The organism is Stutzerimonas tianxiuensis, assembly GCF_053470365.1.
Genome location: NZ_JBPVWS010000007.1, coordinates 81,217 through 102,813, shown reverse-complemented (window position 1 = coordinate 102,813; position 21,597 = coordinate 81,217). Strand labels below are relative to the sequence as shown.

The following is a 21,597-nucleotide window of genomic DNA, read 5'->3' as shown; positions in this document are numbered from 1 at the left end:
CTTACCAGGATTGGGTGGCCTTGAACGACTCGATACCGGCTTTGATGCCTGCGTCGATTTCGTCGTTGAAGTCGCCCTTCACGTTGATCTTGTCCAGCAGAGCAGCATGCTCATGATGGAAATAGGCAATCAACGCCTGTTCGAAGGCACCAACCTTGGCTACTTCGATGTCCTGCAGGAAGCCGCGCTCGGCTGCGTACAGGGACACCGCCATGTCGGCAATGGACATTGGCGCGTACTGCTTCTGCTTCATCAGCTCGGTGACACGCTGACCATGCTCGAGCTGCTTGCGGGTCGCCTCGTCCAGGTCAGAGGCAAACTGGGCGAAGGCCGCCAGTTCACGGTACTGAGCCAGTGCGGTACGAATGCCACCGGAGAGCTTCTTGATGATCTTGGTCTGAGCGGCGCCACCGACGCGGGATACCGAGATACCGGCGTTAACGGCCGGACGGATACCGGCGTTGAACATCGACGACTCGAGGAAGATCTGGCCGTCGGTGATCGAAATCACGTTGGTCGGTACGAACGCAGATACGTCACCAGCCTGGGTTTCGATGATAGGCAGAGCGGTCAAGGAACCGGTCTTGCCAGTCACGGCACCATTGGTGAACTTCTCGACGTACTCTTCGGAAACGCGCGATGCACGCTCCAGCAGACGGCTGTGGAGATAGAAAACGTCACCTGGATAGGCTTCGCGTCCTGGCGGACGGCGCAGCAGCAGGGAGATCTGACGATAGGCGACAGCCTGCTTGGACAAATCGTCATAAACGATCAGTGCGTCTTCGCCGCGATCGCGGAAGTATTCGCCCATGGTGCAGCCGGCGTAAGGTGCCAGGAACTGCAGCGCAGCGGATTCGGAAGCCGAAGCGGCAACGATGATGGTGTTGGCCAGTGCACCGTGCTGTTCCAGCTTGCGCACCACGTTAGCGATGGTCGACTGCTTCTGACCGATGGCCACGTAGACGCACTTGATGCCGCTGTTGCGCTGGTTGATGATCGCGTCGATGGCCAGAGCGGTTTTACCGATCTGACGGTCGCCGATGATCAGCTCGCGCTGACCACGACCGACCGGGATCATCGCATCGACCGACTTGTAGCCGGTTTGAACCGGCTGGTCGACCGACTTACGCCAAATCACGCCCGGTGCGACTTTCTCGACAGCGTCAGTTGCCTGAGCATTGACTGGGCCCTTGCCGTCAACGGGATTGCCCAGAGCGTCAACGACGCGACCCAGCAGTTCCGGACCAACCGGAACTTCCAGTACGCGACCGGTGCACTTGGCGCTCATGCCTTCGGTCAGGCTTTGGTACGCGCCCAATACAACGGCACCTACAGAGTCCTGCTCCAGGTTCAGGGCCATGCCGAAGACGCCACCGGGGAATTCGATCATCTCCCCGTACATCACGTCGGCCAGGCCGTAAATGCGCACGATACCGTCGGAAACGCTGACGACGGTACCCTCATTGCGCGCTTGAGCAGACACATCGGAGCTGCCGATGCGCTGCTTTATGATTTCACTAATCTCGGAAGGATTCAGTTGCTGCATGCCACGACCCTCAAATCAGGATTTCAACGATTCGGCCAACTGGCTCAGTTTGCCGCGGACCGAACCGTCGACAACCACATCGCCGGCGCGGATAACAACGCCGCCGATCAGCGCAGGGTTCACGACCTGCTGGGGGTTGACGGTACGATCTAGCCGCTTCGACAAGGCGGCAGCCAAAGTTTGGAGTTGCACAGAGGTCAGCTCGAAGGCCGTCTGCACTTCAACGTCGAGTGTCTTTTCGGCCTCAGCCTTGAGTTCCTCGAACAGCTCCCGAATAGTCGGCAACACATCCAGACGATCGTTATCGCCGAGTGTGGAGACGAAGTTTCGGAATGCTTCATCGATGTCGCTACCGAACAGCTGAACCAATGTCTGGACCTTGCTTTCGCTGGTCAGACGCGGGTTCTTAAGCAGTTCGGTAACTTGGGGAACGTCAACAGCGACCGCAGCCAGGCTCAACATGCCCGACCAGGCATCAATCTGGCCAGCCGCGCTGGCAAACTCAAAAGCGGCCTTTGCATAGGGCCGAGCAAGCGTCTGGGTATTGATCATCGCTTGCCTCGCTTAGAGTTGGGAGGCCAGTTTTTCGACCAGATCGTTGTGTGCCTTGGCGTCCACCTGGGACTCCAGAATCTTCTCCGCACCCATGACAGCCAACACGGCTACCTGGTTACGCAGTTGCTCCTTGGCACGATTCACTTCCTGCTCGATCTCGGCGCGGGCGCCGGCTACCAGTCGCTCGCCTTCGGCGCGCGCCTGTTGCTTGGCATCCTCAACGATGGCGTTGGCTTGCTTATTGGCTTGCTCAAGAATCTGGGCAGCTTGCCCTTTGGTCTCACGGAGAGTGTTGGAAACCTTTTCCTGAGCCAACTTTAGGTCTTGCTGCGCACGGCCTGCGGCGTCCAGTCCTTCGGCGATTTTCTTCTGGCGTTCTTGCATGGCCTTGGTGATCGGCGGCCATACGTACTTCATGCAAAACCAGACGAAAATAGCGAAGGCGAACGTTTGACCGAACAGCGTCAAGTTAATGTTCACAGCGATATACCTCGTGCTATCTCGTTCGACGCGGTTGTCAATTCCACGGCAACGGGGCTCGCCATGCGAACCCCATCAGGAACCGGAAAAGTCTTAAGCAGCGACAACGAAGATGAGGTACATCGCGATACCAACACCGATCATCGGTACGGCGTCGAGCAGACCAGCCATCAGGAAGGTCTTGGTTTGCAGCTGAGGAGCCAGCTCGGGTTGGCGAGCAGTGGATTCCAGCAGCTTACCGCCCAGCAGAGCGAAGCCAATGCCAGTGCCCAGGGCACCCAGACCGATCATGAGAGAGGCGGCGATGTAGACGAGTTCCATGTAAAGCTCCTGAAGCTAAGGGTTAAGGTTTTCTTGGTAAAACGAAACGTGTTGAACCGGTTTTAACTGTTACGGCGTGAGTTCGGCATGACTGTGGTCTTCATGCGCAGAGCTCAGATACACCACGGTCAGAACCATGAAGATGAACGCCTGCAGCGGGATCACCAGGATGTGGAAGATCGCCCAGGGTACATTCAAGGTCCACTGCACGTAGAACGGCAGCAGCGCGATGAGGATGAATACCACCTCACCGGCATACATGTTGCCGAACAGTCGTAGAGCCAGGCTCAACGGCTTGGTCAGCAGACCGAGGATTTCGAGGAACAGGTTGAACGGCACAAGCGACCAGTGATTGAACGGCGTGAAAGCCAGTTCCTTGGTGAAGCCACCGAAGCCCTTGACCTTGAAGCTGTAGAACAGAATCAGAATGAACACGCCAAGCGACAGACCGAAGGTTCCGTTCGGGTCCGCAGTCGGTACGATCTTGAAGTACGGCAGGCCCAACATGCTCGCCAGACCTGGAATGTAGTCGACCGGAATCCATTTCAGGCTGTTCATCAGGAACACCCAAACGAAAATGGTCAGGGCCAGCGGCGCGATCAGCGCGTTGCGACCATGGAAGGTGTCTTTCACCACGCCTTCGACAAACTCGACGCACATCTCGACGAAGTTCTGCAAACGGCCTGGGGTACCCGCAGTAGCGCCCTTGGCCGCCATGCGAAACACCAGCACGAAGATGAGTCCCATGAACAGCGACCATCCGAGCGTATCGAGATGGACGGCCATGAAGCCCATGTCACGCGCTTCCACGCCCGAATGAGCAATGGTCCAGGTAGCCTGGTCGACGACCGAGCCGTCTGCGCGTACGTAACCTTCCGGCAGTTTTCCGTAGGTCAGATTCTGCAGGTGATGCTGGATGTATTCCGCCGGGGTACTCGCCATAAACGCCTCAGTGCTCAATGCTTCGGATTATTTTTCATCAGCAGGAGGGCGCTCGCTCCGGCGCCCAGAACCATCAGGTAACCGACGAACAACGCCCCCGGTTGCAGCGGTTTCACTCCTACAAACACCAGCGCAAACAGCGCTGCTGCCAGAATCTGCTTACCCATTTCTCCAGCCCACAGGGACTGAACAATGGCTGTGGTCGAGCGCGCGCCAAAATAGCGAAACGCCTTAAACGCAAAGTACAGGTTGGCCACTAATGCAATCAGGCCACCCAACAATCCCGAATAGCCGGCAACCATACCAAAAAACAAACCGCATGCTACGCCTGCGCCTAACGCAACGAACGCCTGTACGGCTAACACACGTACTACAGGCAACCGATGGAGAGGTGTCTTGTTGCGTATATTCACCGTGCATCCATCGAAAAAGATCGTTAGCTGTTCAGCTCGACCGCGGTCAAAAAAGCGCCGCGAGTATAGGAGCAGCCCATCCTGCGTTCAACCTTCAGGTAGCACTTTCTGACCGGCACTACATAAACTTTGTATCAGCGAATGTGCGCAAGTACACCCTGCAACTCATCCAGCGAACTGTAACGGATTACCAACTGCCCCTTGCCCTTCTCACCGTGCTTGATTTGCACCGGTGAGCCCAGACGTTCAGCCAGGCGCTGCTCCAGACGGACAATATCGGGATCGCTTTTTGGCTCGGTTTTGGTGCTTTCCGGCTTGCTCAGCCATTGCCTTACCAGCGCTTCGGTCTGGCGTACGGTCAGACCGCGTGCGACAACATGCCGCGCGCCTTCAACCTGCTGATCGGCAGGCAGTCCAAGCAAAGCCCGGGCATGTCCCATTTCCAGATCGCCATGCGAGAGAAGCGTCTTGATCTCCTCCGGCAGTGCAATCAGACGCAGCAGGTTGCTAATGGTCACACGGGATTTACCCACCGCGTCCGCGACCTGCTGCTGTGTCAGCTGGAACTCCTGCTGCAGTCGCTGAAGCGCAACGGCTTCCTCGATAGGGCTGAGGTCCTCGCGCTGAATGTTCTCGATCAGTGCCATGGCGATAGCTGCTTCGTCGGAGACTTCCCGAACCATGGCAGGGATTTTATCCAGGCCAGCCTGCTGACTTGCACGCCAGCGCCGTTCTCCAGCGATGATTTCGTAGCGGCCAGAGCCAATCGAGCGAACCACGATGGGTTGCATCACACCCTGGGTACGGATCGAGTTCGCCAGTTCGTCGAGGGTGACTGGGTCGATGTCGCGGCGAGGCTGATACTTGCCTCGCTGGATAACGTCGAGCGGCAACTGTTGCAGCTCACGCACAGCAGCTTGAGCGGCATCCTCTTGTATGGCCGCCACATTGGCGCCGCCGAGCAGGGCATCCAGACCCCGTCCTAGGCCTCGTTTTTTGGTCGCCATGAAGTTTCCTTATGCGGTTGCGCTGCGGGCGGCTCGACGCTGACGGCGCGACAACTCGCCCGCCAGTGCCAGGTAAGCCAAGGCGCCCTTGGATTGCTTGTCATAGACCAGCGCCGGCATGCCATGGCTGGGGGCTTCTGCCAGGCGTACATTGCGTGGAATCACGGTGTCATAGAGCTTCTCACCGAAGTGCGCTTTCAGCTGCTCGGTGACATCGTTGGTCAGGCTGCTGCGCGGGTCATACATGGTGCGGAGCAAACCCTCGATCTTCAACGATGGGTTCAGCGCCTGACCAATACGCTGAATCGAATTGACCAGATCTGACAGGCCTTCGAGCGCGTAGTACTCGCATTGCATGGGAATGATCACACCATCGGCGGCCGTCAGCGCATTGATCGTCAGCATCGAGAGCGAGGGTGGGCAATCGATGAGGATGTAGTCGTAATTCTCGCGCACCGGGGCCAGCGCTTCGCGCAAGCGGTTCTCTTTGGCCGGGAGATTCAGCAAGGCAACTTCAGCAGCCGTCAGGTCGCGGTTGGCTGGTAACAACTGATAACCGCCGTGCTCTGAGAACTGCATGGCATCGACCAAGCTGCACTCACCAATCAACACGTCGTAGATCGAATATTCCAAAGCCAACTTATCCACACCGCTGCCGGTGGTGGCGTTGCCTTGTGGATCAAGATCGATCAGCAGCACGCGACGACGCGTTGCCACGAGCGAAGCCGCCAGATTGATGCAAGTGGTGGTCTTGGCGACACCGCCTTTCTGATTGGCGATGGCAAATACTTTAGCCATGGTCAGTGTCTGTCCGGGTCATGAAGTGCGCCGCAGTATCAGCAGATGGCGTTGCCCTTGGCAACCTGGAACCTTGAGTACTACACAGCTCTGCAGCTGGAAGTCCGTCGGAAGCGCCTGCAGCTCATCGTCTGGTTGCACGCCTTTCATGGCGAGCCAGCGGGAATCTTTATCGCCGAGATGGCGAGTCCAGTTGGCAAAATCCTCTAGCGAGCTGAACGCTCGCGAGGTGATATCAGTGAACGGCTGCGGCGGTCTGAACTGCTCGACGCGGCTGTGGACAACATCCACGTTGGCGAGTTTCAACTCCAGCTTCACCTGGGTGAGAAAGCGGGTCTTCTTGCCGTTGGAGTCAAGCAGGGTGAAGTTGCGCTCGGGAAACATGATCGCCAGAGGAATTCCAGGCATACCGCCCCCACTTCCGACATCGAGCCAGCGGGCGCCGCCCTGTTCGGCGTGCGGCACAACGCTCAGGCTGTCGAGCAGGTGGCGAGAGACCATCTCGGCCGGGTCACGCACTGCGGTGAGGTTGTAAGCTTTGTTCCACTTGTTCAGCAGTGCCAGATAAGCCATTAGCTGCTGTTGCTGAGCGCTGCTCAGGTCGAGCCCCAGCTGCAACGCCCCTAGTCTGAGCTCATCGGCATGATCAACCAGTTCCATAGCCATCAAGCGCTCTGCTCCAGCTTTTGCCCAGCGCTGCGCTTTTTCAGATGAATCATGAGTAGCGACACCGCTGCCGGCGTGACGCCCGGAATCCGAGAGGCTTGCCCAAGGGTTTCAGGCCGTGCCTGCGAAAGCTTGTGCTGGATCTCTTTGGAAAGTCCGGAAATACCTGAGTAATCCAGCTCAGCTGGCAGCGCGATGGATTCGCTGGCCCGTAAGCGGAGAATCTCCTCCTGCTGGCGGTCGATGTAGCCGGCGTACTTGGTCTTGATCTCAACCTGTTCGGCGACTTGAGGATCTTCGGCTCCGCCGCCGGTGAGCTGCACGAGGCCCCGATAATCGATTTCCGGCCGCGCCAAGAGGTTCAGCAGGTTGTACTCATGGGTAAGCGGGGTCCCGAATCGCTCGGCAATCGCATCGCCCTGCTCGGTTCCCGGGCGAACCCAGGTGCCCTTCAAACGTTGTTCTTCCTGCACGATACTCTCGCGCTTGCGTTCGAATGCAGCCCAACGCACGTCGTCGACCAAGCCCAACTCGCGGCCTTTTTCGGTCAATCGCAAATCAGCGTTGTCCTCACGCAGAATCAGCCGATATTCGGCGCGCGAGGTGAACATCCGATACGGCTCCTGCGTCCCGAGCGTGATCAGGTCATCGACCAGCACGCCGAGATACGCTTCGTCCCGACGAGGACACCAGCTGTCCAACCCTTTGGCGCGTAGCGCAGCGTTGGCACCAGCGAGTAGCCCCTGGGCTCCCGCCTCTTCGTAACCGGTAGTGCCGTTGATCTGCCCTGCGAAGAACAGCCCACCAATCACTTTGGTTTCCAGGCTGTATTTCAAATCACGTGGATCGAAATAGTCGTATTCGATGGCGTAGCCGGGCCGCACGATGTGCGCCTGCTCCATGCCACGAATGCTTTGAACGATCTGCAACTGCACGTCAAAAGGCAACGAGGTCGAGATACCGTTTGGGTAGAGCTCATGGGTCGTCAGGCCTTCCGGCTCAATAAAGACCTGATGGCTGTCCTTGTCGGCGAAACGATGAATCTTGTCCTCAATCGACGGGCAGTAGCGCGGGCCGACACCCTCGATAAGGCCAGAATACATCGGTGATCGATCAAGGTTGGCGGCGATGATTTCGTGAGTGCGGGCGTTGGTGTGCGTGATCCAGCAACTCACCTGCCGCGGGTGCTGCGCTGTCTCACCCAGAAACGACATGGGAGGAATCGGCGTATCGCCTGGTTGCTCGATCATTACTGAAAAATCGACGCTGCGTCCATCGATTCGAGGAGGCGTTCCGGTCTTCAGACGGCCAACCCGCAGGGGTAGCTCGCGTAAACGTTTGGCCAACGGTATCGAAGGGGGATCGCCGGCCCTACCACCAGAGTAATTCTGCAAACCAATGTGGATAAGTCCACCAAGGAAGGTGCCGGTTGTGAGGACAACCGATTCAGCTAGGAAGCGCAGTCCCATCTGGGTAACGACACCCTTGACCTGATCGGACTCAACGATCAGGTCGTCGGCTGCCTGTTGAAATATCCACAGGTTCGGCTGGTTTTCCAACACTTCGCGGACAGCAGCCTTGTACAACACCCGATCAGCCTGAGCGCGCGTCGCCCGTACGGCTGGCCCTTTGCGGCTGTTGAGCACCCGGAATTGAATGCCGCTCAGGTCGGTTGCAGTTGCCATGACGCCACCGAGAGCGTCGATTTCCTTCACCAAATGACTCTTGCCGATGCCACCAATGGCTGGATTGCAGCTCATCTGTCCCAGCGTTTCGACATTGTGGGTCAGCAAGAGTGTTTTTACGCCGATTCGAGCGGCTGCGAGCGCAGCTTCGGTACCGGCATGGCCGCCGCCGATAACGATGACGTCAAAACGGGAAGGGAAATCCACCACGCACCTCGTGCCTGTTTGGTTGAGTCTCAGGAAGCTCGCCAGTATAGGCACTAGGAGAGCGCGAAAGAAGGCCTCTGAACAAAAAATGATCAGCTGCAGCGCTCTAGCTCAAGAGAAGGCCTTAATAGATAAAAAAGAGAAATGATTTAAAGCTTATTTTTATGTTTATAAATACGCAGCGCATATCTGTGGATAGAACGCTGAAACGCTTATTTAACGCTGGTTGCAGCCGGAAGAAACGCTGTGTTCAGGAGCCGTACAAGCGGTGGAAGCCCGGTTAACACCCTGTGTATGGAATCACACCTTATCCACAGTCACCTGCAGCAGTCGCTTTGCGCACTGCTTATTGACCGAGCTTAAGCAGGGTTTTCCACAGAGCTTAAGCGTCCTATCTTTATGCAAACTGCCAGGCACGCTGCGCTGAAAACAACAAAATGGCAGGGATGGAGGAGAATTTTAGGCGAGCAGGTGGACAGGCCCTCCAACTGAAGGGCTGATGTCGAACTGGAATGCTGGGGTGGCTGTGGGAGGTCGCCCCCTCAGGAACGGATAGCGTTCAGGAAAGGTCTGAGCGCCACAGCGTGGCTAGAGACCGACTATTTGCCGATGCAGAAGCTGGAGAAGATTCGGCCAAGCAGATCGTCGGAACTGAATGCCCCGGTGATCTCGCCAAGTGCCTGCTGCGCTTGACGAAGGTCTTCAGCCAGGAGTTCACCTGCGCCTGCCAGCGTTAACTGAGCATGACCATGGTCAAGGTGCTCGGCAGCCTTGCGCAGCGCGTCCAGGTGCCTGCGTCTTGCGCTAAATGCGCTCTCCGCTGTCTGGTCATAGCCCATACAGTGCTTGAGATGCCCACGGAGCAATTCAAGACCGTCACCTGAACGGGCCGACAGGCTGAGCGTGGTATGTCCATCTGGGGCGACTGATATACTGACGGCGTCACCCGTAATGTCGGCCTTATTGCGAATCACCGTGGTCTTCGCTGGGTCTGGTCGGGTCAGCAGCAGACCCGGCCACAGGACATCATCATCAGCACCAGACGCCGCACTCGCATCGACCACCAGCAATACCCGGTCGGCATCCTCTATGGCTTTGATGGCCCGATCCACGCCGATTCGTTCCACCTGGTCCTCCGTATCACGCAGTCCGGCTGTATCGACGATGTGCAAGGGCATTCCATCAATCTGGATATGCTCTTTGAGCAGATCTCTCGTGGTACCTGCAATGTCGGTCACGATTGCCGCCTCACGCCCTGCCAGAGCATTGAGCAGGCTCGATTTGCCGGCGTTGGGTCGGCCTGCAATGACCACGTTCATGCCCTCACGCAGCAATGCGCCCTGCCCTGCCTCACGAAGAACTGTGGATAACTCTGTGCGAAGCTGCTCCAGCAACCCGAGCACTCGGCCGTCTGCGAGGAAATCGATTTCCTCCTCCGGAAAATCGATCGCTGCTTCGACGTAGATGCGCAGCTGCACCAGGCTTTCGGTGAGGTGATGCACGCGCCGGGAGAAATCACCCTGAAGGGAGCGCACTGCATTACGCGCTGCTTGCGCCGAGCTCGCTTCGATAAGGTCCGCGATCGCCTCTGCCTGGGCCAGGTCCAGCTTGTCGTTGAGGAACGCTCGTTCGCTGAACTCGCCGGGACGAGCAGGCCGGATGCCGAGCTCTATGCAACGCTGCAACAACATGTCCATCACGACGGGGCCGCCATGACCTTGAAGTTCCAGAACATCTTCGCCGGTAAACGAGTGGGGGCCGGGGAAGAACAGCAACAAACCCTCATCGATCACTTCACCATCATCGGCATGGAAGGGGCCGTAGTGGGCATGTCTTGGAACCGGCTCGCGACCGCTAAGCGTGATCGCGACGGCTTTGGCTCGCGGGCCGGAAACGCGGACTACGCCGATTCCACCACGGCCGGGTGCAGTGGCGACGGCAGCGATGGTTTCGCGATCTTGGCTCATCAAAACTCTCCCAGGTATCGATAATGCAAAACGCCCCAATTAAGGGGCGTTCTGTTCACTTCGACGGATCAGGTTGCGCTGGCAGTCTGTCCGGTGATCTTGCGGGTAATGTACCACTGCTGCGCGATCGACAAGCAGTTGTTAACGACCCAGTACAGCACCAGGCCTGCCGGGAACCAGAGGAAGAAGAAGGTGAAGATAATTGGCAGCAGCTTCATCACCTTGGCTTGCATCGGGTCCGGTGGCGTAGGGTTCAATTGCTGCTGGATAAACATGGTCAGACCCATGATGATCGGCAGAATGAAGAAAGGATCTTTGATCGACAGGTCTGTGATCCAGAACATCCATGGCGCCTGGCGCATTTCGACGCTTTCCAGCAGAACCCAGTACAACGCGAGGAAGACGGGCATCTGCACCAGGATCGGCAGACAGCCTCCGAGTGGATTGATCTTCTCTTTCTTGTACAGCTCCATCATCGCCTGAGACATCTTCTGGCGGTCGTCGCCGAACTGCTCTTTGAGCGCCTGCATTTTCGGCGAAACCGCACGCATGCGGGCCATCGACCTGTAACTTGCAGCCGAGAGCGGGAAGAACGCCAATTTGATCACGATAGTCAGCGCGATGATCGACCAGCCCCAATTACCCAGCAGTGCATGGATATTCTGAAGTAGCCAGAATATCGGCTGGGCGATGAACCAGAGAATGCCGTAATCAACGGTCAGACGGAGGCCGGGTGACAGCTCTTCCAGCTGGTCCTGACTTTTCGGACCGGCATACAGGGTAGCGTAGGTCTCACCCTGACTGCCCGGTGCAACCGAAACAGCGGGACCGGTGAAACCGATGATGTAGTTGCCCTGGCTGTCCTTGCGTGTCTGTACCAGATTGGTCTGGTCAGGCGCTGGAATCCACGCGGTCACAAAGTAGTGCTGCAACCATGCTATCCAGCCACCTTCAACGGTCTTCTTCAGACTCTTGTCGTCCATGTCCCCCATGGAAACCTTAGTGTAGGGCTCGTCTTTGGTCCAGAGCGCCGCGCCCAGGTAGGTTGCTGTGCCAGTTGCGGTACTCGACGACGGATCCTTGCTGTCATCACGTTTCAGCTGACCGAACATATGACCGGTCCACGCTTGATCGCTTTGGTTGTCGATCAGATAGCGCACGCCAAGATCGTAGTCGCCTCGTTTGAAGGTAAAGCGCTTGGTGTAGTTGACGCCGTCTTCGCTGAATTGCAGATCAACGACCAGCTGGTCCTGATTCTCACCCAATTGGTATTGCTGTTGCTCGCTGCTGTATAGCGGACGACCAGTTGCTTTGTCCGGACCGTTCCCAATCAAGCCGCTCTGGGCTTCATAGGTCCTCTCGCCGCTACGTTCGAACAACTGGAACGGCACGTCAGGACGATCTTGCCGACGAGGAAACTCTGGCAAGCGCAGGTCGACAATGTCGCCACCGCGGGGATCGATCGCGACGTCCAGTACGTCAGTGCGTACGTGGATCAATTCAGAACTGGCCTGACCGTCGGCTACCGCGTTGGCCGACGGTTCAGTACTTACGGCAGGGATATCCCCCTGCGCATTCACATCACTGTTGGTTGGTACAGCGGGAAGCTGCGCAGCCGTAGATTGCTCCTGGCGTGTTTCGTCAGGGATAGCGGTCTGACCGTAGTCCTGGTTCCACTGCAAAACCATCAGGTAAGCAACGACTGCCAGGGCGACAAGCAGGATCGAGCGTTTGATATCCATGGTTACTCGGTCATCGAAGATGAATTGGAGGGGGTGTTGGAAGGCACGGGATCATAGCCGCCCGGATTCCATGGATGGCAACGGCCAAGCCTGCATAGGCTCAGCCAGCCACCGCGCAGCAAGCCATGAGTTTCAATGGCCTCTTGTGCGTAGCAGGAGCAACTTGGGTAGAAGCGACAGTGGCTGGCCATCATCGGACTGATGGCGTACCGGTAGAATTTGATGGGGACGAGTGCGAGCTTACGCATCGGCGGCGTTGCTCTGGACCTGCTTGGTATCCGGCGCCGGCGTACGAGCCAAGCGTCGCCAGAGTTTGGCAAACTGCTTTGCCAGTTCTGGATTATCCAGTTCCGCGAGGCCCTTGCGTGCGATGACCACGATGTCCCACCCCGTCAACTCCATCTGGTGGAGACGAAAGGTTTCACGCAGTTGCCGCTTGATGCGATTGCGCTCTACCGAGAGCTTGACGCTCTTCTTGCCAATTACCAATCCGATTCGCGGGTGTGGCAACTGATTTTCGCGCACCAGTAGCAGGACATTCCTGCCCGGTAACTTACCGTCGGGGGAGTCGAAGACCGCCTTGAACTGGCTCGGGGTCAGCAGACGCTTTTCCCGACCGAAGTCTCGACTCACTACCTGTTCCGACGTCTTCAGACTGCCAGACGCTTACGACCTTTGGCGCGACGACGCGACAGAACGGCACGACCGTTTTTGGTGGCCATACGGGCACGGAAACCGTGGGTGCGAGCGCGCTTGAGGGTGCTGGGTTGGAAAGTGCGTTTCATGATGCGTTACCTGGTGATTCGTTGCGGGCCGGAATGGCCCCCTTTTAAGAGACCGGCGATTGTAGAGAAGCCGCGCGGTGAGGTCAATTTCCAACCAGCGCCATTCATTCAGAAATTAATAGATAGAGAAAGAAGATAAAGCTCTTCTTAATGCAGTGCTTATAGATGGTGGAGCCATTTTCTGTGGACAGGTGCCTGTAGCCCACGCAGTGCAAGGCGTACAGCGCTCTTAAACCTTCTGTGGAAACGGTGCGTTTGCAGTGCAAAGCCACTGCGTTTCCTGTGGATGGAAGCAGAACTTATACACAGCCCCGAACCACCGCAAGCTGTACACAGGCTTTTCCAATGGGCTGGAGCATGGTTATCAACAAACCTTAGGAGGCTGGTTTCAATGATCACCAAGCATGGTTGGATCGCCTGCTTCCTATATAACTGCCCTTGGACTGTGGATAACTGATGGGCTCAGGGCTACAATGAGCTCCGTTTTGAGCGTTACAGCGTCTAGGAGAGTCCGTGTCGGTGGAACTTTGGCAGCAGTGTATTGACCTCTTGAGAGATGAGCTGCCGGCCCAGCAATTCAACACTTGGATTCGTCCGCTTCAGATTGAAGCTGATGGAGATGAGTTGCGGGTCTATGCCCCGAACCGGTTTGTGCTCGATTGGGTTAACGAGAAGTATCTTTCGCGCTTGATGGAGCTGCTGTCGGAACGTGCCACTGGAGCCGTGCCTTCACTCTCTCTGCTGATAGGCAGCCGGCGAGTGGCTTCTTCGCGGCCAGCTGTCGGCTCCGTTCCTCGTTCTCAGGCGCAGGTTGGCGCACCTGCCGCCGCTGCGCCGCCGCCTGCATCGTTCAACGAGCCGACCCCATCTGCCGAACCAATGGCAGTGCCTGCGCCTAGCGCACCTTCGCGGCCCGCGGAACGCAACGTTCAGGTCGAGGGTGGGCTCAAGCACACCAGTTATCTCAACCGCACGTTCACCTTTGAGAATTTTGTCGAAGGTAAGTCCAACCAACTGGCGCGGGCAGCTGCCTGGCAGGTGGCCGACAATCCCAAGCATGGCTACAACCCGTTGTTTCTGTATGGCGGCGTAGGACTTGGCAAGACGCACTTGATGCACGCGGTTGGCAATCATCTGCTGAAGAAGAACCCTAACGCCAAGGTGGTCTATCTGCATTCCGAGCGGTTCGTTGCGGATATGGTCAAGGCTCTGCAGCTCAACGCGATCAATGAGTTCAAGCGCTTCTATCGATCGGTGGATGCGTTGTTGATTGACGACATCCAGTTCTTCGCCAAGAAAGAACGGTCGCAGGAAGAGTTTTTCCACACGTTCAACGCCTTGCTTGAAGGTGGCCAGCAGGTAATCCTCACCAGTGACCGTTACCCGAAAGAAATTGACGGGCTCGAAGAGCGCTTGAAGTCGCGCTTCGGCTGGGGGCTGACTGTGGCCGTCGAGCCGCCGGAGCTTGAGACCCGTGTGGCGATCCTGATGAAGAAGGCTGATCAGGCCAACGTCGAGCTTCCACATGATGCTGCGTTTTTCATTGCGCAGCGCATCCGTTCGAATGTTCGCGAACTGGAAGGAGCATTGAAACGCGTAATCGCCCATGCTCATTTCATGGGGCGTGACATTACCATCGAGCTGATTCGCGAGTCGTTGAAAGACCTGCTTGCACTGCAAGACAAGCTGGTAAGTGTTGATAACATTCAGCGCACCGTCGCTGAATACTACAAGATCAAGATATCGGATCTCCTCTCGAAACGACGCTCGCGTTCGGTCGCGAGGCCTCGGCAGGTCGCGATGGCATTGTCCAAAGAGCTCACCAATCACAGCTTGCCGGAAATCGGCGACGCCTTCGGTGGGCGCGATCACACGACGGTGCTACACGCTTGTCGTAAGATTGCCGAACTTCGTGAATTGGATGCGGATATTCGCGAAGATTACAAGAATTTGCTGCGCACTTTGACAACCTGAACAGACTGCGGCCATTTAATAGGCAAGGGACCAGACCATGCATTTCACTATTCAGCGCGAAGCCTTGTTGAAACCTCTGCAGCTGGTGGCCGGCGTCGTCGAGCGTCGACAGACCCTGCCGGTGTTGTCGAACGTCTTGCTGGTGGTCCAGGACCATCAGCTTTCGCTTACCGGCACTGATCTTGAAGTCGAGTTGGTTGGTCGTGTCGCCTTGGAGGATGCATCCGAGCCAGGCGAGATCACGGTACCCGCGCGCAAACTGATGGATATCTGCAAAAGCTTGCAGCCTGATGCGCTTATCGATATCCGGCTGGATGACCAGAAGATTGTGATCAAATCCGGGCGCAGCCGCTTTTCGCTTTCAACCTTGCCAGCCAATGATTTTCCTACTGTAGAGGAAGGGCCTGGCTCGCTGAACTTCAGCGTTAACCAAGGCAAGATGCGCCGTTTAATCGAGCGCAGCAGCTTCGCCATGGCACAGCAGGATGTGCGTTACTACCTGAACGGTATGTTGATCGAGGTTTCAAGTGGAATGCTGCGCGCGGTCGCAACTGACGGACATCGTTTGGCCATGTGCTCCATGCAAGCTGGCATCGAACAGCCCGACCGACATCAGGTGATCGTTCCGCGTAAGGGCATCCTCGAGTTGGCAAGGCTTCTTACGGATCAGGACGGTGAAGTAAGCATCGTCCTGGGCCAACATCACATTCGGGCTACCACAGGTGAATTTACTTTTACCTCCAAGCTTGTTGATGGGAAATTCCCTGACTATGAGCGTGTGCTCCCCCGCGGCGGTGACAAGTTGGTGGTGGGTGAACGCCAGACCCTGCGCGAAGCGTTCAGCCGTACGGCCATTCTTTCCAACGAGAAATACCGTGGTATCCGGCTGCAGCTGGAATCTGGTCTGTTGAAAATACAGGCGAACAACCCCGAGCAGGAAGAAGCTGAAGAAGAAGTCGCAGTGGACTATACCGGTGGGGCTTTGGAAATCGGTTTCAACGTCAGCTATCTGCTCGATGTGCTTAGTGTCATGACGACTGATCAGGTCCGGTTGATTCTTTCCGATGCGAACAGCAGTGCTCTGGTTCAGGAGTACGACAACGACGACTCGGCCTACGTCGTTATGCCGATGCGCCTGTAACCCATTCATTGAATGTCACTTAGCCGCATCTCCGTCACCGGCATTCGCAATCTGCAGCCGGTGACGCTAAACCCCTCCCCTCGTGTCAATATTCTCTACGGTGATAACGGTAGCGGGAAAACCAGTTTCCTCGAGGCGATTCATCTTCTTGGAATGGCCCGTTCTTTCCGCAGTACACGTCTAACACCTGTCATTAGTCATGAGCATTCCAGCTGCACGGTTTTTGGCCAGGTCGAAATGGCTGATGGTCAGTCGAGCGCCCTCGGAATCTCCCGAGATCGCAGCGGTGAAGCGCGCATTCGGATTAATGGGCAGACTGTTCGAAGCGCAGCGGAATTGGCTGAAGCCTTACCGTTACAGCTGATCAATCCGGACAGTTTCCGCTTGCTTGAGGGTGCCCCCAAGCTCCGCCGCCAGTTTCTGGATTGGGGTGTGTTTCACGTGGAACCCCGCTTTATTCAGGCCTGGCAGCGTCTCCAGCAGGCTCTGAGGCAACGTAACTCGTGGCTGCGACGTGGTACACTTGACCCCGCTTCTCAGGCGGCCTGGAGCCGCGAATTAAGCGCCGCGAGCGATGAAATCGATGGATACAGACGGGCTTATATTCAGGCGCTGAAGCCGATTTTCGAGGCCACTCTGGCGGCGCTTTTGGACCTCGAAGGTTTTCAGCTCAGCTACTACCGTGGCTGGGATAAAGGACGTTCTCTAAGTGAAGTGCTTGCGGCTTCAATCGAACGAGACAGGCTCATGGGACACACTCAGGCGGGTCCCCAGCGGGCTGACCTTCGATTGCGAATTGCTAACCACAATGCCGCGGAGACCCTATCCCGCGGCCAGCAGAAGCTGGTGGTGTGCGCGTTGCGGATTGCTCAAGGTCATCTGGTAAGCGAAGCCAAGCGAGGCCAGTGTATCTACTTGGTCGACGACTTACCGTCCGAATTGGACGATCAGCACCGGCTTGCGTTGTGCAGGTTGCTTGAACAGTTGAATTGCCAGGTATTTATCACCTGTGTTGATTCGAACATATTGCGAGAAGGCTGGTGTTGCGACACGCCAGTCTCAATGTTTCACGTGGAACATGGAGCGATAGCCCAGGACCACGGCCCCTCGGGAGTGAAGGCATGAGCGAAAACCACACGTACGATTCGTCCAGTATCAAGGTGCTCAAGGGCCTTGATGCCGTACGTAAGCGCCCCGGCATGTATATCGGCGACACGGACGATGGAACTGGTCTGCACCATATGGTCTTCGAAGTCGTCGATAACTCGATCGATGAAGCTTTGGCAGGTCACTGCAGCGATATTTCGATCACTATCCATGTCGATGAATCGATCAGCGTTCGCGATAACGGTCGTGGCATCCCGGTAGACATTCACGAAGAAGGCGTGTCTGCAGCAGAGGTCATCATGACTGTTTTGCACGCAGGCGGTAAGTTCGACGACAACTCCTACAAAGTTTCCGGCGGCCTTCACGGTGTGGGTGTTTCGGTAGTGAACGCCTTGTCCGAGGAGCTCATCCTGACAATTCGCCGGGAAGGTAAGGTGTGGGAACAAACCTACCGCCACGGTGTACCGCAAGCCCCGCTCGCAGCAGTCGGAGAAACCGAAGATTCGGGGACTGAAATCCACTTCAAGCCCTCGGCTGAGACCTTTCAGAATATTCACTTCAGCTGGGATATTCTCGCCAAACGGCTGCGTGAGCTGTCATTCCTGAATTCCGGTGTCGGAATCATCCTGCGCGACGAGCGCAACGCCAAGGAAGAGTTGTTCAAGTACGAAGGTGGGCTCAGTGCTTTCGTGGCTTATCTCAATACCAACAAGACGCCGGTCAATGAAGTGTTTCACTTTAATGTTCAGCGTGACGATGGTGTCGGTGTCGAGGTAGCGCTTCAGTGGAATGACAGCTTCAACGAAAACCTGCTGTGCTTCACCAATAACATCCCTCAGCGCGACGGTGGAACCCATCTGGCCGGTTTTAGATCGGCGTTGACGCGCAACCTGAACAATTACATTGAACAGGAAGGTTTGGCCAAGAAGCACAAGGTTGCTACGACAGGTGACGATGCGCGCGAAGGCTTGACCGCGATCATTTCGGTCAAGGTGCCGGACCCGAAGTTTAGCTCGCAGACCAAGGACAAGCTGGTTTCGTCCGAAGTAAAGACCGCCGTAGAACAGGAGATGGGTAAGCACTTCGGGGATTTTCTACTCGAGCATCCCAACGAGGCGAAGGCCGTAGTTGGCAAGATGATCGATGCTGCGCGAGCACGTGAAGCAGCACGCAAAGCGCGCGAGATGACTCGACGCAAGGGTGCCTTGGACATCGCGGGCCTCCCCGGTAAGCTAGCCGACTGCCAGGAAAAGGACCCTGCCCTTTCCGAACTTTACATCGTGGAGGGTGACTCCGCGGGCGGTTCTGCCAAGCAGGGCCGCAACCGCAGGACCCAGGCCATCCTGCCGCTCAAGGGCAAGATCCTCAACGTCGAGAAAGCTCGTTTCGACAAGATGATTTCATCGCAGGAAGTGGGCACCCTGATCACCGCGCTCGGCTGTGGTATCGGTCGCGATGAGTACAACATCGACAAGTTGCGCTACCACAACATCATCATCATGACCGATGCCGACGTTGACGGTTCTCACATTCGTACGTTGCTACTGACGTTCTTCTTCCGCCAGCTGCCCGAGCTGATTGAACGTGGTTATGTGTATATCGCGCAACCGCCACTCTACAAGGTCAAGCGCGGTAAGCAGGAACAGTACATCAAAGACGACGAGGCGATGGACGAATACCTGACCCAGTCGGCTCTGGAAGACGCCAGCCTGCACGTCAACGAGCACGCGCCCGGCTTGTCCGGTGAGGCGCTGGAGCGTCTGGTCAATGACTACCGTACCGTGATGAAAACGCTTCAACGTCTTTCGCGTCTGTACCCACAGGAGCTGACAGAGCATTTCATCTATCTGCCCAGGGTGACCGTGGAGCAGTTGGGTGATCACGCGGCGATGCAGGCCTGGCTAGAGCCCTACGCTGCGCTGCTGAAAGGCGTCGAACGATCTGGCCTGGCATACAGGGCAAGCCTGCGCGAAGACAAGGAGCGTAATCTGTGGCTTCCGGAAGTCGAGATCATTTCGCACGGGTTGGCGAGCTATATCACATTCAACCGCGACTTCTTCGGCAGTAACGACTACAAGACGGTCACAGTGCTGGGTGACAAGCTGAACAGCCTTCTTGAAGAAGGAGCCTATGTTCAGCGTGGTGAGCGCAAAAAGCCGGTTGCCACGTTTAAGCAAGCTCTTGATTGGCTGATGACCGAAGGTACGCGACGTCACAGCGTTCAGCGATACAAGGGGCTTGGTGAAATGAATCCTGATCAGCTGTGGGAAACCACGATGGATCCGGCGGTGCGACGGATGCTCAAGGTCACGATTGAGGATGCTATTGGTGCAGACCAGATCTTCAACACCCTCATGGGGGACGCTGTAGAACCCCGTCGTGACTTCATCGAATCGAATGCACTGGCTGTCTCCAATCTGGACTTCTGATGGAAGAGACAATCGTCAGTAAGCGGTAGCAAGAAACCCGGCCTAGGCCGGGTTTTTTGTTTCACGTGGAACGTCTCGATTGGACCATATAGTTTCGTTTAATCGTTCTGCTGCATTTAATCAATTTTCCGAACTCCTCTCCGACTTTTAAGCTACGTCCATCTAAATTCAACCGCTTCCTTTAATAAGCTTCTGAGTAAGGGGTACTCGACATGCTCGACAGCAACCTGAAATCGCAACTCAAAACCTATCTGGAAAAGGTCACCCAGCCGTTCGAGATCGTTGCGTCCCTCGGTGACGGCGCCAAGTCCCAGGAAATGCTCAGCCTGCTGGAAGACATCACCAGCTTGAGCGACAAGATCACCCTGCGTACTGACGGCGACGACGTTCGCCGGCCATCATTTGCGCTCAACCGAATCGGTGGCGACATCAGTCTGCGTTTCGCCGGCATTCCGATGGGCCACGAGTTCACATCCTTGGTACTGGCCCTGCTCCAGGTAGGCGGTCACCCGTCCAAGACCGCGCCTGACGTCATCGAGCAGATCAAGAACCTCGACGGCGAATACAACTTCGAAACCTATTTCTCGCTGTCCTGCCAGAATTGCCCCGATGTAGTTCAGGCACTGAACCTGATGGCTGTGCTCAACCCGAATATCCGTCACGTCGCCATCGACGGTGCGTTGTTCCAAGAAGAAGTCACCATTCGCCAGGTGATGTCCGTGCCGAGCATCTACCTCAACGGTGAGCTGTTCGGTCAGGGCCGCATGGGTGAAGAGGAAATCCTCGCCAAGCTCGACACCGGCGCCTCGGCGCGTGATGCTGAGAAACTCAGCGCCAAGGACGCCTTCGACGTGCTCGTGGTCGGCGGTGGCCCGGCCGGCGCTGCAGCGGCCATCTACGCGGCGCGTAAGGGTATCCGTACCGGTGTTGCCGCCGAGCGTTTCGGTGGACAGGTGCTGGACACCATGGCCATTGAAAACTTCATCTCGGTCAACGAGACCGAAGGTCCAAAACTGGCTCGTGCACTGGAAAACCACGTTCGCGAGTACGACGTCGACATCATGAACCTGCAGCGTGCGGCGCAGTTGATCCCCGCTTCAAGCGAAGGCGGTCCGCACGAGATCAAGCTCGAAAATGGTGGCTCGCTGAAAGCCAAGACGCTGATCCTGGCCACCGGCGCGCGCTGGCGCGAAATGAACGTCCCGGGCGAGCAGGAATACCGTGGCCGTGGCGTGGCCTACTGTCCGCACTGCGACGGCCCGCTGTTCAAGGGCAAGCGCGTCGCGGTGATTGGCGGCGGCAACTCGGGCGTGGAAGCGGCGATCGACCTGGCGGGTATCGTCGCTCAGGTCACCTTGCTCGAGTTCGACAGCCAGCTGCGTGCCGATGCGGTGCTGCAGAAGAAGCTGCACAGCCTGCCCAACGTCACCGTGATCACCAGTGCGCTGACCAGTGAAGTCATCGGCGACGGCAAGAAGGTAATCGGCCTGACCTACAAGGACCGCAACTCCAGTGAATTCCATGAGCTGGAACTGGAAGGTATCTTCGTGCAGATCGGCCTGTTGCCCAACTCTGATTGGCTGAAAGGTACGGTAGAGCTGACCTCACGCGGCGAGATCATCGTCGATGCGCGTGGCGAGACATCGCTTCCGGGCATCTTCGCGGCAGGTGACGTCACCACGGTGCCGTACAAGCAGATCGTCATCGCCGTTGGTGAAGGCGCTAAAGCTTCGCTGAGTGCCTTCGATCATCTGATTCGCAGCTCGGTGGAAGACTGAGCGTTGGGGTAAAAAAAGGGGAGCAGACATCAGTCTGCTCCCCTTTTGTATTGC

The 21,597-nt window shown here is 56.8% G+C and carries 20 protein-coding genes; 5 read left to right on the top strand and 15 right to left on the bottom strand.

The window, feature by feature from the left end; genetic code table 11:
- Position 1: 1 nt before the first annotated feature.
- The 15 genes from atpA to rpmH all read right to left on the bottom strand — a co-directional run bounded on the left by atpA (position 2) and on the right by rpmH (position 13,114).
- Positions 2-1,546, bottom strand: coding sequence for a F0F1 ATP synthase subunit alpha (gene atpA / locus ACSSNI_RS10985; RefSeq protein ID WP_045422988.1), 1,545 nt, complete (start codon positions 1,544-1,546; stop codon positions 2-4).
- A gap of 15 nt (positions 1,547-1,561) precedes the next feature.
- Positions 1,562-2,098 carry a F0F1 ATP synthase subunit delta gene (locus ACSSNI_RS10980; protein WP_200640208.1) on the bottom strand — a complete coding sequence of 179 codons (537 nt, stop codon included), beginning with the start codon at positions 2,096-2,098 and terminating at the stop codon, positions 1,562-1,564.
- A gap of 12 nt (positions 2,099-2,110) precedes the next feature.
- Positions 2,111-2,581 (bottom strand): F0F1 ATP synthase subunit B, encoded by a 471-nt coding sequence (locus ACSSNI_RS10975; protein ID WP_102837649.1) that lies wholly within the window; start codon positions 2,579-2,581, stop codon positions 2,111-2,113.
- 93 nt (positions 2,582-2,674) lie between these two features.
- The gene (gene atpE / locus ACSSNI_RS10970) at positions 2,675-2,902 is read right to left on the bottom strand and encodes a F0F1 ATP synthase subunit C (protein WP_102837650.1); all 228 of its coding nucleotides are present in this window, start codon (positions 2,900-2,902) and stop codon (positions 2,675-2,677) included.
- Between the two features lie 69 nt (positions 2,903-2,971).
- The gene (gene atpB, locus ACSSNI_RS10965; protein WP_102837651.1) at positions 2,972-3,844 is read right to left on the bottom strand and encodes a F0F1 ATP synthase subunit A; all 873 of its coding nucleotides are present in this window, start codon (positions 3,842-3,844) and stop codon (positions 2,972-2,974) included.
- 14 nt (positions 3,845-3,858) lie between these two features.
- Positions 3,859-4,257, bottom strand: coding sequence for a F0F1 ATP synthase subunit I (locus ACSSNI_RS10960; protein ID WP_178114610.1), 399 nt, complete (start codon positions 4,255-4,257; stop codon positions 3,859-3,861).
- 134 nt (positions 4,258-4,391) lie between these two features.
- Complete coding sequence (locus tag ACSSNI_RS10955) at positions 4,392-5,264, bottom strand: ParB/RepB/Spo0J family partition protein (RefSeq protein ID WP_200640209.1); 873 nt, start codon at positions 5,262-5,264, stop codon at positions 4,392-4,394.
- A 9-nt stretch (positions 5,265-5,273) separates the two neighbouring features.
- Positions 5,274-6,062, bottom strand: coding sequence for a ParA family protein (locus ACSSNI_RS10950; protein ID WP_148925713.1), 789 nt, complete (start codon positions 6,060-6,062; stop codon positions 5,274-5,276).
- Positions 6,063-6,080: 18 nt separating this feature from the next.
- A complete protein-coding gene (rsmG, locus tag ACSSNI_RS10945) occupies positions 6,081-6,722 on the bottom strand; it encodes a 16S rRNA (guanine(527)-N(7))-methyltransferase RsmG (RefSeq protein WP_418952685.1) in 642 nt (213 codons plus the stop codon).
- Between the two features lie 5 nt (positions 6,723-6,727).
- Entirely contained in the window at positions 6,728-8,620 is a 1,893-nt protein-coding gene (gene mnmG, locus ACSSNI_RS10940) for a tRNA uridine-5-carboxymethylaminomethyl(34) synthesis enzyme MnmG (RefSeq protein ID WP_200640211.1), read from the bottom strand.
- A gap of 599 nt (positions 8,621-9,219) precedes the next feature.
- On the bottom strand, positions 9,220-10,587 hold the full coding sequence (gene mnmE, locus ACSSNI_RS10935) for a tRNA uridine-5-carboxymethylaminomethyl(34) synthesis GTPase MnmE (RefSeq protein WP_200640213.1): 1,368 nt from the start codon (positions 10,585-10,587) through the stop codon (positions 9,220-9,222).
- Positions 10,588-10,655: 68 nt separating this feature from the next.
- Positions 10,656-12,329 (bottom strand): membrane protein insertase YidC, encoded by a 1,674-nt coding sequence (gene yidC / locus ACSSNI_RS10930; RefSeq protein ID WP_200640215.1) that lies wholly within the window; start codon positions 12,327-12,329, stop codon positions 10,656-10,658.
- A 2-nt stretch (positions 12,330-12,331) separates the two neighbouring features.
- Positions 12,332-12,577: a membrane protein insertion efficiency factor YidD gene (gene yidD, locus ACSSNI_RS10925; RefSeq protein WP_102837658.1), complete on the bottom strand. Its 246-nt coding sequence runs from the start codon at positions 12,575-12,577 to the stop codon at positions 12,332-12,334.
- Complete coding sequence (rnpA, locus tag ACSSNI_RS10920) at positions 12,570-12,962, bottom strand: ribonuclease P protein component (RefSeq protein ID WP_102837659.1); 393 nt, start codon at positions 12,960-12,962, stop codon at positions 12,570-12,572. Before rnpA ends, yidD begins: the two co-directional genes overlap by 8 nt.
- A 17-nt stretch (positions 12,963-12,979) precedes the next feature.
- The gene (rpmH, locus tag ACSSNI_RS10915; protein ID WP_019340723.1) at positions 12,980-13,114 is read right to left on the bottom strand and encodes a 50S ribosomal protein L34; all 135 of its coding nucleotides are present in this window, start codon (positions 13,112-13,114) and stop codon (positions 12,980-12,982) included.
- Between the two features lie 513 nt (positions 13,115-13,627).
- On the opposite strand from rpmH, the gene dnaA reads away from it, so the two are divergent.
- The 5 genes from dnaA (at position 13,628) to ahpF (ending at position 21,543) form a co-directional block, all read left to right on the top strand.
- Positions 13,628-15,088, top strand: coding sequence for a chromosomal replication initiator protein DnaA (gene dnaA, locus ACSSNI_RS10910; RefSeq protein WP_102837660.1), 1,461 nt, complete (start codon positions 13,628-13,630; stop codon positions 15,086-15,088).
- Positions 15,089-15,125: 37 nt separating this feature from the next.
- Positions 15,126-16,229: a DNA polymerase III subunit beta gene (dnaN, locus tag ACSSNI_RS10905; protein WP_148925719.1), complete on the top strand. Its 1,104-nt coding sequence runs from the start codon at positions 15,126-15,128 to the stop codon at positions 16,227-16,229.
- Positions 16,230-16,241: 12 nt separating this feature from the next.
- The gene (gene recF / locus ACSSNI_RS10900; protein WP_200640217.1) at positions 16,242-17,354 is read left to right on the top strand and encodes a DNA replication/repair protein RecF; all 1,113 of its coding nucleotides are present in this window, start codon (positions 16,242-16,244) and stop codon (positions 17,352-17,354) included.
- Positions 17,351-19,765, top strand: a complete 2,415-nt coding sequence (gene gyrB, locus ACSSNI_RS10895) for a DNA topoisomerase (ATP-hydrolyzing) subunit B (protein ID WP_200640219.1) — start codon at positions 17,351-17,353, stop codon at positions 19,763-19,765. The genes recF and gyrB overlap by 4 nt, the downstream gene beginning before the upstream one ends.
- Positions 19,766-19,977: 212 nt before the next feature.
- The gene (gene ahpF / locus ACSSNI_RS10890) at positions 19,978-21,543 is read left to right on the top strand and encodes an alkyl hydroperoxide reductase subunit F (protein WP_200640221.1); all 1,566 of its coding nucleotides are present in this window, start codon (positions 19,978-19,980) and stop codon (positions 21,541-21,543) included.
- Positions 21,544-21,597: the final 54 nt, after the last annotated feature.

What these genes read in the sequence shown, in the direction of transcription:
- atpA (WP_045422988.1), bottom strand. Translation starts at nt 1,546, where the DNA reads ATGCAGCAACTGAATCCTTCCGAGATTAGTGAAATCATAAAGCAGCGC.
- ACSSNI_RS10980 (WP_200640208.1), bottom strand. Translation starts at nt 2,098, where the DNA reads ATGATCAATACCCAGACGCTTGCTCGGCCCTATGCAAAGGCCGCTTTT.
- atpE (WP_102837650.1), bottom strand. Translation starts at nt 2,902, where the DNA reads ATGGAACTCGTCTACATCGCCGCCTCTCTCATGATCGGTCTGGGTGCC.
- atpB (WP_102837651.1), bottom strand. Translation starts at nt 3,844, where the DNA reads ATGGCGAGTACCCCGGCGGAATACATCCAGCATCACCTGCAGAATCTG.
- ACSSNI_RS10955 (WP_200640209.1), bottom strand. Translation starts at nt 5,264, where the DNA reads ATGGCGACCAAAAAACGAGGCCTAGGACGGGGTCTGGATGCCCTGCTC.
- ACSSNI_RS10950 (WP_148925713.1), bottom strand. Translation starts at nt 6,062, where the DNA reads ATGGCTAAAGTATTTGCCATCGCCAATCAGAAAGGCGGTGTCGCCAAG.
- rsmG (WP_418952685.1), bottom strand. Translation starts at nt 6,722, where the DNA reads ATGGAACTGGTTGATCATGCCGATGAGCTCAGACTAGGGGCGTTGCAG.
- mnmE (WP_200640213.1), bottom strand. Translation starts at nt 10,587, where the DNA reads ATGAGCCAAGATCGCGAAACCATCGCTGCCGTCGCCACTGCACCCGGC.
- yidC (WP_200640215.1), bottom strand. Translation starts at nt 12,329, where the DNA reads ATGGATATCAAACGCTCGATCCTGCTTGTCGCCCTGGCAGTCGTTGCT.
- yidD (WP_102837658.1), bottom strand. Translation starts at nt 12,577, where the DNA reads ATGCGTAAGCTCGCACTCGTCCCCATCAAATTCTACCGGTACGCCATC.
- rpmH (WP_019340723.1), bottom strand. Translation starts at nt 13,114, where the DNA reads ATGAAACGCACTTTCCAACCCAGCACCCTCAAGCGCGCTCGCACCCAC.
- dnaN (WP_148925719.1), top strand. Translation starts at nt 15,126, where the DNA reads ATGCATTTCACTATTCAGCGCGAAGCCTTGTTGAAACCTCTGCAGCTG.
- recF (WP_200640217.1), top strand. Translation starts at nt 16,242, where the DNA reads ATGTCACTTAGCCGCATCTCCGTCACCGGCATTCGCAATCTGCAGCCG.
- gyrB (WP_200640219.1), top strand. Translation starts at nt 17,351, where the DNA reads ATGAGCGAAAACCACACGTACGATTCGTCCAGTATCAAGGTGCTCAAG.
- ahpF (WP_200640221.1), top strand. Translation starts at nt 19,978, where the DNA reads ATGCTCGACAGCAACCTGAAATCGCAACTCAAAACCTATCTGGAAAAG.